This is a genomic window from Angustibacter speluncae (assembly GCF_054777815.1).
This window is the reverse complement of sequence record NZ_BAAHAF010000001.1, coordinates 1-12,549: the sequence shown is the minus strand read 5'-3', so window position 1 is coordinate 12,549 and position 12,549 is coordinate 1. Positions and strand designations below refer to the sequence as shown.

The 12,549-nt window shown below is 74.8% G+C and carries 10 protein-coding genes and 1 pseudogene; 4 read left to right on the top strand and 7 right to left on the bottom strand.

Features of this window, described 5'->3' with window-relative positions:
* Nucleotides 1-1,017: pseudogene (locus tag ACYVKY_RS00055) on the bottom strand (hypothetical protein); the annotation flags it as partial.
* Nucleotides 1,018-1,223: 206 nt separating this feature from the next.
* Here ACYVKY_RS00055 and ACYVKY_RS00050 point away from each other — a divergent pair.
* Nucleotides 1,224-2,570: a sensor histidine kinase gene (locus tag ACYVKY_RS00050; protein WP_460432940.1), complete on the top strand. Its 1,347-nt coding sequence runs from the start codon at nucleotides 1,224-1,226 to the stop codon at nucleotides 2,568-2,570.
* Nucleotides 2,567-3,235, top strand: a complete 669-nt coding sequence (locus ACYVKY_RS00045; RefSeq protein WP_460432939.1) for a transcriptional regulator — start codon at nucleotides 2,567-2,569, stop codon at nucleotides 3,233-3,235. The genes ACYVKY_RS00050 and ACYVKY_RS00045 overlap by 4 nt, the downstream gene beginning before the upstream one ends.
* Here ACYVKY_RS00045 and ACYVKY_RS00040 read toward each other — a convergent pair.
* From ACYVKY_RS00040 to ACYVKY_RS00030, 3 genes are read right to left on the bottom strand one after another with little or no spacing between them, the layout of a single operon-like run.
* Nucleotides 3,202-3,591, bottom strand: coding sequence for a DUF4233 domain-containing protein (locus ACYVKY_RS00040; RefSeq protein ID WP_460432938.1), 390 nt, complete (start codon nucleotides 3,589-3,591; stop codon nucleotides 3,202-3,204). The two genes, ACYVKY_RS00045 and ACYVKY_RS00040, sit on opposite strands and share 34 nt — an antisense overlap.
* A complete protein-coding gene (locus ACYVKY_RS00035; protein WP_460432937.1) occupies nucleotides 3,588-3,872 on the bottom strand; it encodes a hypothetical protein in 285 nt (94 codons plus the stop codon). Before ACYVKY_RS00035 ends, ACYVKY_RS00040 begins: the two co-directional genes overlap by 4 nt.
* Nucleotides 3,869-5,386, bottom strand: coding sequence for a bifunctional folylpolyglutamate synthase/dihydrofolate synthase (locus ACYVKY_RS00030; RefSeq protein WP_460432936.1), 1,518 nt, complete (start codon nucleotides 5,384-5,386; stop codon nucleotides 3,869-3,871). Before ACYVKY_RS00030 ends, ACYVKY_RS00035 begins: the two co-directional genes overlap by 4 nt.
* 55 nt (nucleotides 5,387-5,441) lie before the next feature.
* Here ACYVKY_RS00030 and ACYVKY_RS00025 point away from each other — a divergent pair, with 55 nt between their 5' ends.
* Entirely contained in the window at nucleotides 5,442-6,005 is a 564-nt protein-coding gene (locus tag ACYVKY_RS00025) for a GNAT family N-acetyltransferase (RefSeq protein WP_460432935.1), read from the top strand.
* 151 nt (nucleotides 6,006-6,156) lie between these two features.
* Here ACYVKY_RS00025 and ACYVKY_RS00020 read toward each other — a convergent pair whose 3' ends face one another.
* From ACYVKY_RS00020 to ileS, 3 genes are all read right to left on the bottom strand, one after another.
* The gene (locus tag ACYVKY_RS00020) at nucleotides 6,157-6,936 is read right to left on the bottom strand and encodes a deoxyribonuclease IV (RefSeq protein ID WP_460432941.1); all 780 of its coding nucleotides are present in this window, start codon (nucleotides 6,934-6,936) and stop codon (nucleotides 6,157-6,159) included.
* 127 nt (nucleotides 6,937-7,063) lie between these two features.
* Complete coding sequence (locus ACYVKY_RS00015; RefSeq protein ID WP_460432934.1) at nucleotides 7,064-7,423, bottom strand: DNA polymerase ligase N-terminal domain-containing protein; 360 nt, start codon at nucleotides 7,421-7,423, stop codon at nucleotides 7,064-7,066.
* A 14-nt stretch (nucleotides 7,424-7,437) separates the two neighbouring features.
* Nucleotides 7,438-10,617 carry an isoleucine--tRNA ligase gene (gene ileS, locus ACYVKY_RS00010; protein ID WP_460432933.1) on the bottom strand — a complete coding sequence of 1,060 codons (3,180 nt, stop codon included), beginning with the start codon at nucleotides 10,615-10,617 and terminating at the stop codon, nucleotides 7,438-7,440.
* Nucleotides 10,618-11,157: 540 nt separating this feature from the next.
* On the opposite strand from ileS, the gene ACYVKY_RS00005 reads away from it, so the two are divergent.
* On the top strand, nucleotides 11,158-12,549 hold a 1,392-nt coding region (locus ACYVKY_RS00005), incomplete at its 3' end, for a hypothetical protein (protein ID WP_460432932.1).

The following is a 12,549-nucleotide window of genomic DNA, read 5'->3' as shown; positions in this document are numbered from 1 at the left end:
GGCGAGCCGGCGGAGCACCCGCCCTCCCTGCACCGCCAGCACCGTGGCCGCGAGGGCGAGCAGCGCGCCGACGCCGCCGGCCAGCAGCGACTCGCCCAGCGGCAGCGCGTCCAGCCCCTCGGCCGACGCGAGCCGCACCTGCCCGGCGTGCCCCGCCGTGGCACCGACGAGCAGGGCCGAGGCCGCCAGGGCGGCGGCGACCGGGCCGGTCCGCACCCGGGGCGCCGACCCGCGCAGGCGGCGCCAGACGAGGTCGACCAGCGCACCGACGGCCAGGACGCTGAGCGTCGTCAGCGCCGTCACGGCGAGCTGGACCGGCGCCTCGCGCGGGAGCAGCGACGGCTGCCACGACGCCGCGGCCGCCAGCAGGGCGAGCCCGGCCGGGACCGTGGCGACGGCCCCGGACGGCCAGCGGCCGCGGCGCGCGAGCAGCATCCCGACCACGAGCACCAGCAGCCCACCGCCGACCGGCACAGCGACCCGGGCGAACGAGACCGGGCCCGGGACCGAGAAGGCCTCGCTGACCGAGTTCACCCCGACGGCCACCGCGAACACGCCGGCGACGACGACGCACCCGGGCCGCTCGCCTGCCGGCAGCGAGCCGCACCGGGCCAGCACGTCCTCGGCGAGCTGCAGGTCGACGTGCAGCCGCGCCGTGCCCGACCAGGGCCGGCCGGTCGCGGCGGCGTCCCGCAGCACGTCGTAGCCGAGGTCGTGGGCGCGGCAGGCCGCGTCGAACCCGTAGCGGGTGCCGCCCCACGGCGAGGAGCAGCCGCCGTCCGGGCGGGTCCAGCGCGGTCCGGAGGGCAGCACCTCCAGCTGCGGCACGTAGCCCGCCCGCGCGGCGAACCCGGCCGGCACGGCCACGCCCGTGACGACCGCCGGTGCCGTCGAGGCACGCGCCGCCGACCCGGCCACCGGCGCCCGTCCGGAGGCCGCGCCCACCCCCGCACCGACCACCGTCGTGAGCACCACCACGAGCAGCGCCGTCAGCGCCGCGCGCACCCTGAGAGCCATCGTCCCGCTCCGTCCCGCCGCCGGTCCGTCCGGCGGCGACGCGGACGGTAGGAACGAGGTCGTGGACGGGGCATCGGTCCGCGGAGCCATCTGCGGGGCACCGCCAGGACCAGGCGCCGGGCGGTCGGGGTGCTACCGGGGAGCCACCCGCGGATGGCTCCCCGGTATGACGACGGTGACGCCCCCGCCTCCCTAGGGTTCCTGGCATGGCCCGACCCCTGACCGCGTGGCGCGAGCGGCGGCGTGCCGCCAGGGCGCAGCGCCGGGCGGACCGCGACCGCCAGCGCGTCGACACCAAGGACCGCAGGCGGCAGCGCCGGCGGACGCGGCTCGCCGGGGTGGCGTCGCTGTGGAGCGACCCCCGGCTGCGCTCGCGCACCGGATGGGTGCTGCTCGGCACGGCGACGCTCGCGCTCTACTGGATCGCGTTCGGCACCTCGCCCACCGCCTACGACATGGACCGGATCGGTTGGGGGACGGCGCCGTTCGTCGCGGCCGCTGCCGCCCTGCCCCTGCTGCTGGTGCGGCTCGCGCCGATGGCGGGGTGGGTCGCGAGCGCGGCCGGTGCGGTCGTGCTGTGGGTGGTGCTGCCGGAGGCCGACCCGGCGGCCGGCACCGGCTCCCCCTGGCCCTGGCTGGTCGTGCACACGCTGGTGCTGCTGGCCCTGCTGGCGGCGGTGACCTACCGCCTCGGGTGGGTCGGCGCGATCCTGGTCTGGCTCGGCACGACCCTGCTGCTCGCCGGGGCGATCGAGGGCGACGACCTGGCGCCCGGCTGGGCGGTCGCGACGGCGACCGTCGCGGCCATCGGCTGGCTGGCCGGGCGGCTGGCCCGCAGCCGCGCGGCCCTGCGGCAGCAGGAGCAGCTGCGCGCCTCCGAGGAGGCCGCCCGAGTGGTGCTGCAGGAGCGCGCCCGGATCGCGCGCGACCTGCACGACATCGTGGCGCACCGGATGTCGCTGGTGGCGGTGCAGGCCGAGACGGCGCGCTACCGCCGTCCCGGGCTGCCGGACGCGGCGCTCGAGGAGCTGGCCTCGATCGCCGCCACCGCCCGGGAGGCCCTCACCGAGACCCGCACCCTGCTCGGCGTCCTGCGCGACGCGTCCGACCCGGTGGCGACGGCGCCGCAGCCGGGCGTCGACGACGTACCGGAGCTGGTCGCGGGTGCGCGCCGCGCGGGGCTGGTGGTCGACGCCGACATCGACTGCCCGACAGCGGGTCTGGCCGCCAGCACGTCGCTGACGGCGTTCCGGGTGACGCAGGAGGCGCTGTCGAACGTGGCTCGGCACGCACCCGGGACGCGCACGACGGTGCGGCTGCAGCGCAGCCACGACGCCGTCACGGTGCTCGTGCGCAACTCTGCGCCCGACCACGTCCCGACCCGCCTGCCCGGCCCGGCGCACGGCCTGACCGGGATGCGGGAGCGGGTCACCGCCGCAGCGGGCACCCTCACGACCGGCCCGACCGACGACGGCGGCTTCGAGGTGCTCGCGGTGCTGCCGGCCGCGTCGCTCCCCGTCCTCGCGGAGAGGGATGAGAAGGTCCTCGGGTGACCACGATCCGGGTGGTCGTCGTCGACGACCAGGCGATGGTGCGCGAGGGGTTCTCGGCGCTGCTGGCGGCGCAGGACGGCATCGAGGTGGTCGGCCAGGCGGCCGACGGCGAGCAGGGCGTGCACGCGGCGCGCACCCGCGACGCCGACGTCGTGCTGATGGACGTGCGGATGCCCGTGATGGACGGCATCGAGGCGACCCGCCGCATCACCCGCCTCCCGGGCGACCGGGTGCCGAAGGTGCTGGTGCTCACCACGTTCGACCTGGACGACTACGTGTACGAGGCGCTGCGCGCCGGCGCGAGCGGGTTCCTGCTCAAGGACGCCCCCACCGACGACCTCGTGCACGCGGTGCGGGTCGTGGCGGCGGGCGAGGCGCTGCTCGCGCCTGCCGTGACGCGACGGGTGATCGAGGAGTTCGCCTCCCGGCCGACCCGCGCGGTGGCGCACCCCGGCGCGGTGGCGTCGCTGACGCCGCGCGAGCGCGAGGTGCTCGAGCTGGTGGCCGGCGGCCTGTCGAACGGCGAGATCGCCGAGCGGCTCGTGCTGGCCGAGCAGACGGTGAAGACGCACGTGGGCCGCATCCTGACCAAGCTCGGCCTGCGCGACCGCGTGCAGGCCGTGGTGCTCGCCTACGAGACGGGGCTGGTGCGGCCGGGCGGCTGACCGCCCTCGTCCGGCTGCTCCGGCTGCTGCGCCTCCCACGCCGCCCGATCGCGGTCGATGCGCCCGCCGAGCACGACGAACCAGCCGTAGAGCGCGGCGAAGACCACCCCGAGCACGGCCATCGCGGGGACGACGACCGCCGTCGCGAGCACCATCGCCTGCACCACCCAGCCGACGACCACGCCGCCCGGGCGCCGCGCCAGCCCGGCGGCGAGGACGCAGACGACGACGAGCACCAGCCCCACCGTCCACACGGTGCGGTCGGGGACGCTCGACAGCGCGGTCGCGACCAGCGTCGCGAAGAACACGACGAACGCCTCGAGCACCAGGCAGGTGGCGAGCAGCCTCGCCCTCACAGGCCCCACTCCCGCTGGAACGACTCGGCGTCGAGGCGATCGAGATCGTCCTGCACCTTGCCCAGCAGCCCGGCGGCCTCGTGGTGGTCGACCGGGAGCCGCAGGACGGGGGTGGACGACGTGCGGGCCCGCACGCGCACCTCGCCGGTGCGCGGGTCGGGCACCCAGCCCTCGAACAGGGTGGCCGCGCCCGCCTGCAGCCGGGCGCGCACCCGGGCGAGCCCGGTGAGCTCGCGCGGGACGAGCTCGGCGACGTAGTGCTCGGCCGCCGGTGTCGTCACCCCACGTCCTCCTGCTCGTGCTCGAGGCCCTCGCCGGCGTCGACGGCGGGGGCGCGCAGCAGCAGGCGCGCCTCGGCGGCCACGGTGACCGAGCCGGTGACGAGCACGCCACCGCCGTGCCCCTCGTGGTCGGAGACCGCCGCCTCGGTGAGGTTCATCGCGGTCACCAGCGCCTCGTCGAGCCGCTCCACGACGTGGACGCGGTCCTCGCCGAACACGTCCTCGGCGATCTCGGCGAGGTCCCCCACCGGGATCGCGCGCGGCGAGCTCGACCGGCTGACCACCACCTCGTCGAGGACCGGCTCGAGCTGCTCGAGCATCGTCTCGGCGTCCTTGTCGTCGAGCACCCCCACGACGCCGACGAGGTGGCGGAACGCGAACGCCTCGTCGAGCGAGGCGACGAGCGCCTGCACGCCGGCCACGTTGTGTGCGGCGTCGACGACGACCGCGGGGCTGGGACGCACGAGCTCGAGTCGTCCGGGCGAGGAGACCTCGGCGACCGCCGCGTGCACGATCGCCGGGTCGAGCCGCTGGTTGCCGTTGCCCAGGAACGCCTCGACGGACGCGATCGCCACGGCCAGGTTGTGCGCCTGGTGCTCGCCGTGCAGCGGCAGGAACAGGTCGGTGTACTCCCCCGCCACGCCCTGCACGGTGACCTGCTGCCCGCCGAGCGCGACCGAGCGGCGGACGACGCCGAACTCGGGGCCCTCGCGGGAGACGGTGCAGCCGTGCTCGACGGCGCGGGCGAGCAGCACCTCGGCCGCCTCGGCCGGCTGCTCGGCCATGACGACGTAGCCGCCCTCGGTGAAGATCCCGGCCTTTTCCTCGGCGATCTGCGCGACCGTGTCGCCGAGCATCCGGGTGTGGTCGAGCGAGATCGGCAGCACGACGGCCACGGTGGCCTCGACGACGTTCGTGGCGTCCCACGTGCCGCCGAGCCCGACCTCCACGACGGCGACGTCGATCGGGGCCTCGGCGAACGCCGCGAACGCCATCACGGTGAGCAGCTCGAAGTAGGTCAGGGCCGGCTCGCCGTCGGCCGCGAGCCGGCCGTCGACCATCGCCACGATCGGCGCGATCTCGTCCCAGGTGTCGGCGAACGCGCGGTCGCTGATCGGCCGGCCGTCGATGCTGATCCGCTCGGTCACCGAGTGCAGGTGCGGGCTCGTGTACCGGCCGGTGCGCAGGTTGTGCTCGCGCAGCAGCCGCTCCACGACCCGCGCCGTCGACGTCTTGCCGTTGGTACCCGTCAGGTGGATGACGGGGTACGCACGCTGCGGGTCGCCCAGCAGCTCGCACACCGCGCGCACCGGCTCGATCCGCGGCTGCATCCGGTGCTCGGGAGCGCGGTCGAGCAGCTCGGCGTAGACCTCGCGCACCCGCGCCGCCTGCGCCTCGGCCCTGGCGGCCCGCTTCGCCTGCTTCTCGTCCTGCTCGTCGCGGCGGCGCGCGCGGTCGCGCAGCAGCTGCGACCGCTCGCTGTCGTCGACGTCCCAGCCGTCACCGGTGCTCACGCGTCGAGCGTAACGACCGCGCGGGTGGGCGTGCCGTCGTGCCAGGGTCGCCCTCGTGCAGGTGCGTCCCTACGAGCCCGCGGACGAGGTCGGGTGGCTGCGGTGCCGGGTGCTGTCGTTCCTGGCCACCGCCTACTTCGACGACGTCGTGGCGGCGAAGCCGCGGTACGAGGAGCGGTCGGTCGAGCTCGTAGCCGTCGACGACGGCGCGGTGGTCGGGGTGCTCGACCTGACCCTGCCGGACGACCCGGCCGGCGCCGCGACGGTCGAGACGGTCGCGGTGCACCCCGACCACCAGGGACGCGGCGTGGGGACGGCGCTGCTCGCGGCGGTGGAGGCGAGGGTGGCCGGCGGGTGTGGCGAGGTCGAGGCCTGGACGCGGGACGACCCCGCCACGCTGGGCTGGTACCGGGCCCGCGGGTTCACCGAGGACTCGCACTACCTGCACGTCCACAAGGACTGGGACGAGCCGACCGACCGGGTCGAGGGTCTGCCGCTGGTGAAGGGCTTCCTGCACTGCACCGACCTGTCGCGCGAGGCCGAGCTGCGGGCGCGCTTCCGCCGCGTGCACGTCTGCCGGCGGATGCGGGCCCGGGTGGGTTCGCTGCGATTCCCCTGACCCCGCCGGTCGTCACGACGTGCGCGTGCCGTCGCCGCGGACGGACCGATCGTGACGACCGGCGGGCCGGGACGGACGCCGAGACCGCAGTACCCGGGCGTCCGAGCCATGGGCTCGCCCGACTACTGCGGTCTCGACGGAGGGCGGTGCCTCAGCCGCGGGCGAGGGCCTCGCGGAGCAGGGTGATCTCGGAGGCCCGCTCCTGCGGGCTGCACGGCGTCTCGAGCACGACGGGGGCGCCGGAGCGCCGCACCACCTCGACGAGCGCGTCGGTCTCGATCTCGCCGGACGCGAGCGGGGCGTGCCGGTCGCGGCCGGAGTCGAAGTCGTCGCGGGAGTTGTTGCAGTGCACCAGGTCGATGCGGCCCGTGATCGCCAGCACGTCGTCGACGACGGTGCCGAGGTCGAGGCCGCCGGCGTGGGCGTGGCAGGTGTCGAGCACGAACCCGGCGCCGAACTCGCCGACGGCCTCCCAGAGCGCCTTCACCGCGTCGAGCCGGCGCGCCATCGCCTTGTCGCCGCCCGCGGTGTTCTCGATGAGCACCGGCACCGGGAAGCCGCCCTCGTCGGCCTGGCGCGCGAACGTCTTGCGCCAGTTGTCGAAGCCTGCGGCCGGGTCGTCCTTCGCCGTGACGTGTCCACCGTGCACGACCAGGCCCTTGGCGCCGAGCTCGGCCGCCATCGTGGCGTGGGCGAGCAGCAGCTTGCGGCTCGGGATGCGGATGCGGTTGTTCGTCGTCGCGACGTTGATCGTGTACGGCGCGTGGACGTACACGTCGAGGCCGCTCGCCCGCAGCGCCTCGGCCTGCGGATACGGCTTCGGCGCCTTCCAGTCCTGGGGGTCGGCGAGGAACACCTGCACCGCGTCGGCGCCGGCGGTGCGGGCGTCCGCGACCGGGTCGGCGTCGTCGTGGCGGGCGCCGGAGTGCATGCCGAGGACCTGCGTGTCAGCCATGGAACCGACTCTAGGTGGTGCCGCGGACACACCACTCGGAACGACCGGGCGACGACCGACGCCACGCCCGTTTCCAGGTCGTCGTTCCGAGGCGTCTGCTCGCTCAGCCGGGTTGCTGCTTGGTGAGGTGCAGCAGCCACTGGTCGCCGCCCGTGCGGATCAGCGCGTACCGGCGTGCGCCGTCCCGCCCGTGCAGCACGAAGACGAACCGCCGCTCGGTGCGGTCCTCCTCGACCCAGGTCCCGGTGTCGGCGACCGTCTTGTGCTCGTCCTCGTAGTCGACGTGGTCGAGGTCGTGGTCGTCGACGGCCACCGCGAGCCGGTCGTGCCCGGGGTCGTCGGGCAGCCCCTTGGGCACCGCCCACGAGCGCAGCACGCCGTCCTGCTCGAGCCGCAGGTCGACGTGCGGACGGGGACGGCGGTGGTCGTGCAGCACGAACCGCCGCCCACCGCCGTCGTCCACCCGGCCAGCCTGCGTCAGGCGCGCTCGACCCGCACCCGCACCGGCTCGCCGTCGCCCACGGTCGCCTCGACGACGCCGTCGCCGGGCGCGAGGTCGTCGAGCGTGCCGCTGGCGCCGACGGCCTGCGCGAGCGTCTCGGTCATGAGGAGGTGCTGGTGCGCCACGACCGCCTCCCACACCGGCCCGGAACCGGTGACCGTGAGCCGGATCCGGTCCGAGACCTGCAGGCCGGCGTCGCGGCGCGCCTGCTGCACGACCCGCACGACGTCGTTCGCCAGGCCGGTGGCGGCCAGCTCGGGCGTCACCTCGGTGTCGAGGACGACGAACCCGCCGCCGGGCAGCACCCCGACCGCGCGCGAGCCGCCGCCGTCCTGGCTCACCACGGTCTCGAGCACGTACTCGCCCTCGACCAGCACGAGCCCGCCGGCGGTGACGGTGCCGTCGTCGGAGACCGACCAGTCGCCCGACTTCGCACCGCGGATCGCCTGCTGCACGTCCTTGCCCAGCCGCGGCCCGGCGGCCCGCGCGTTCACGGTGAGCCGCCGCTCGACGCCGAAGTCCTGCTCCCCCGCGTCGGCGAGGTCGAGCAGCCGCAGCTCGGCGACGTTCACCTCGGACGTCACCAGGTCGGCGTACGGCTCGAGCCCCGACGCGCCGTCGACCACGACGGTCAACGACGTCAGCGGGAGCCGGACGCGCAGCCCCTCGGCCTTGCGCAGCGCGAGCGCCGACGAGCAGACCGAGCGCACGGTGCCCATCGCGGCGACGAGGTCGTCGTCGGCCGGCAGGTCGTCGGCCTCGGGCCAGTCGGTGAGGTGCACCGAGCGGCCCTGCGTGAGGCCCTGCCAGATCTCCTCGGTCACCATCGGCAGCAGCGGCGCCGCCACCCGGCACAGCACCTCGAGCGAGGTGTGGAGGGTGTCGAAGGCACCCTCGTCCTCGTCCCAGAACCGCTGCCGCGAGCGCCGCACGTACCAGTTGGTGAGCGTGTCGACGTGCGCCCGCACCAGGTCGCAGGCACCGGCGATGTCGAGGGCGTCGAGCGCAGCCTGCACCTGCTCGACGAGCGAACGGGTCTCGGCCAGCAGGTACCGGTCGAGCACGTGCTCGGACGCGGTCGACCACCGCGCGTCGTAGCCCGCGCCGTCGTGAGCGGCGTTGGCGTACAGCGCGAAGAACGACCAGGTGTTCCACAGCGGCAGCAGCACCTGGCGCACGCCGTCGCGGATGCCCTGCTCGGTGACGACCAGGTTGCCGCCGCGCAGGATCGGGCTCGACATCAGGAACCAGCGCATCGCGTCGGCGCCGTCGCGGTCGAAGACCTCGGTGACGTCGGGGTAGTTGCGCAGCGACTTCGACATCTTCTGGCCGTCGTTGCCCAGGACGATGCCGTGGGAGACGCACGACCGGAACGCCGGGCGGTCGAACAGCGCCGTGGCCAGCACGTGCAGCGTGTAGAACCAGCCGCGGGTCTGGCCGATGTACTCGACGATGAAGTCGCCCGGGAAGTGGTGCTCGAACCAGTCGGCGTTCTCGAACGGGTAGTGCACCTGGGCGAACGACATCGAGCCGGAGTCGAACCACACGTCGAGCACGTCGGTGACCCGGCGCATGGTCGACTTCCCGGTCGGGTCGTCGGGGTTCGGACGCGTCAGCCGGTCGACGAACGGCCGGTGCAGGTCGGTGACCTCGACGCCGAAGTCGCGCTCGAGCTCGGCCAACGACCCGTACACGTCCGTGCGCGGGTAGGTCGGGTCGTCGGACTGCCAGACCGGGATCGGGCTGCCCCAGAACCGGTTCCGGCTGATCGACCAGTCGCGCGCGTTCGACAGCCACTTGCCGAACTGCCCGTGCTTGACGTGCTCGGGCACCCAGGTGATCTGCTCGTTCAGCTCGACCATGCGGTCGCGGAACGCGGTGACCTCGACGAACCACGACGAGACCGCCTTGTAGACCAACGGGTTCCGGCAGCGCCAGCAGTGCGGGTAGCTGTGGTCGTAGGTCTCCGAGCGCACCACGTGGCCGGCCTCGCGCAGGTCGGACGTGATCTGGCGGTTCGCCTCGAACACCTGCGTGCCCTCGTACGGCGGCACGACCGACGTGAACCGCGCCCGCTCGTCGATGGTGAGGACGGTCGGGATGCCGTTGCCCTCGCAGATCTTCTGGTCGACCTCGCCGTACGCGGGCGCCATGTGCACCACGCCGGTGCCGTCGGTGGTGGTGACCTCGTCGCCGCCGTCGAGCACCCGCCACGCCTGCTCGGTGCCGAACCGCTCGGTGTCGGTGAGGAAGTCGAACAGCGGCTCGTAGCGGCGCCCGACCAGGTCGGACCCCTTCAGCCGCTCGACGACGCGTTCCTCGGCGTCCTTGCCCAGCTCGCGCATGTACGAGTGCAGCCGCGCCTCGGCCAGCACGTACCGCTCGCCCTCGTGCTCGACCACCACGTAGTCGAGGTCGGGCCCGACCGCGACGCCGAGGTTGGACGGCAGCGTCCACGGCGTCGTCGTCCACGCCATCAGCCGCTCACCGGTCTCGAGCCGGAACCACACCGTCAGCGACGGGTCCTGGCGCGCCTGGTAGACGTCCTCGTCCATCCGCAGCTCGTGGTTCGACAGCGGCGTCTCGTCGACCCAGCAGTAGGGCAGGACGCGGAAGCCCTCGTACACCCAGCCCTTGTCGTACAGGGTCTTGAACGCCCAGATGACGCTCTCCATGTACGGCAGGTCGAGCGTCCGGTACGCGTTGTCGAAGTCGACCCAGCGCGCCTGCCGGGTGACGTACTCCTCCCACTCCTTCGTGTACCGCAGCACCGACGAGCGGCAGGCGTCGTTGAAGACCTCGATGCCCATCTCGAGCACGTCGCCGCGGCCCTTGATGCCGAGCTCGCGCTCGGCCTCGAGCTCGGCCGGCAGGCCGTGGGTGTCCCAGCCGAAGCGCCGCTCGACCCTGCGCCCGCGCATGGTCTGGTAGCGCGGCACGACGTCCTTGACGTACCCGGTGAGCAGGTGGCCGTAGTGCGGCAGGCCGTTGGCGAACGGTGGGCCGTCGTAGAAGACGAACTCGTTGGCGCCGTCGTCGCCCGCGGGCCGCTGCTCGACGCTGGCGACGAAGGTGCCGTCCTCGTCCCAGTAGCGGCGCACGCGCGCCTCGATCTCGGGGAACCGGGGGGATGCGCCCACCTGCGGGTACGTCACGTCTCGCTCGCTCCTCACGTGCCCCGGCCGGTCGGGCCGGGAGCGCCGGGGTGCGAGGACGACCCCGTCCCCTCGGGACGGGCCGCGGTACCACCTCGCTTGCCGTCGCCTCCCCGGGTGGGGACGCGGCGGCCGCTCGTTCGCCGGTGCGGTGACGGGCCGGTTCCGTCCGGTTCTACCGGGGCGACCCTGGCGCGGGCCGCCCGTTCTTCCGGAGGCTCGCCGGTGATGGCCGGGTCGACGCCTGTACCGGTGATCGTACTCACGCACCGCGTGGTCGTCGCGCCCCTTCGGACGGGGCTAGGGTGGCCGCTGCACCACCACGCGACGCGCAGGGGAAGCCGGTCGAAGTCCGGCGCTGACCCGCAACCGTAGGTGCCCGGCCCCGTCTCGGCCGGGTACGAGCCGGAATGCCTGTCCTCGCGAGCGGCTCCATCCACCGTCGAGGTATGCGGGACGGAGCCCGGCCAGCCGGCGCCCTCGCGTGCAGGCCCCGGACCGGGCGAGGTCACGTGACCGCTCATCCGGAAGGCACCACCCATGTCCAGCACGACCACGACCCGCGGCTCGCGGGTCCGCACCGGCCTCGTCGGTGCGCTCCTGCTCGCCCCCGCCGTCGCGGGCGGCGCGCTGCTCGTCCCCGCCACCGCGGCCCCCGGCCCGGTCACCACCACCGCCGCCGACCAGGCGGGCGCGGGGTACGTCGACCGGCTGCTCGGGGCCGGCCCCGGCTACATCGAGAGCTTCGGCTACCCCGACCACGGCCTCACCATCGACGCCGTCATCGCGCTGGACGCCGCGGGCGCCGGCCAGACCCGCGCCGCGGCCGCCACGACCTTCGTCGCCGACGACGTCGAGACCTACGTCTCGTACTACGACGCGGGCGACGCCACCCGGCCGGCGGAGCAGCACTACTTCGCCAACGCGACGGCCAAGGCCCTGTTCCTGGCCGTCGTGCAGGGCGAGGACCCGACGTCCTTCGGCAGCGGCGGCACCGACCTCGTCGCGCGCCTGCAGTCGCTGATGACCCCCGAGGGCCAGTTCGCCGACCAGAGCTCGTTCGGCCAGTACGCCAACACGATCGGGCAGACCTTCGGCATCATCGGCCTGCAGCGCGCCGGCGCCGGCCCCGACCCGGCGGCCGTGACGTTCCTGCGCGGGCTGCAGTGCGCCGACGGCGGCTTCCCGCTCACCCCGACCGCGCCCGGCGCCACCTGCACGAGCCACGCCGACGCCTCGGCGTTCGCGGCGCAGGCGCTGTTCGCGGCCGGCGGCAGCGACGACGCCGACGGCGAGGAGGCGCTCGGGTACCTGGCGGCCCTGCAGGACGACACCACCGGCGGCGTCGCCGACCTGTCGCTCGCCACCACCCCGAACGCGAACACCACCGGTCTGGCCGGTCAGGCCTTCCACGCGGGCGGCTGGGTCGCGCAGGCCCGGCTCGCGTCCGACTACGTGCGGGCGCTCCAGTACGGCTGCACGCTGCCCGCTGCGCTGCGCGGCGGCATCGCCTACGACCAGGCCGCCTACGACGCACGCGTCGCCGCCGGTGCCGCGGCCGTGCCGAACGACCAGGACACCCGGTCGACCACGCAGGCCGTGCTGACCCTGGCCCAGACCTCGCTGCTCGAGGTCGGCGCCGCCGGCGCCTACGACGACGCGCCGGCCCTCGACTGCTCGTCGTCGACCACGCCGCCCACCACGACCACCCCGCCGACCACGACGACCCCGCCGACCACCACTGCGCCGTCGACCACGACCACCACGACCGGCGGCGTCGTCACCACGACGGGCGCGGGCGGCAGCGTGCTCGGCGACGGCACCACGCGTCCGGGCCAGGCGGCCCCGGTGCGGGCCGCCCGCGCGGGCACGCTGGCCGCCACGGGTGCGGTCGTGCTGCCGTTCGCGCTCGGCGGGGTCGGCCTGGTCGCC

Coding starts and splice junctions, on each gene's coding strand:
- ACYVKY_RS00050 (WP_460432940.1), top strand. CDS start 1,224: ATGGCCCGACCCCTGACCGCGTGGCGCGAGCGGCGGCGTGCCGCCAGG.
- ACYVKY_RS00020 (WP_460432941.1), bottom strand. CDS start 6,936: ATGCACTCCGGCGCCCGCCACGACGACGCCGACCCGGTCGCGGACGCC.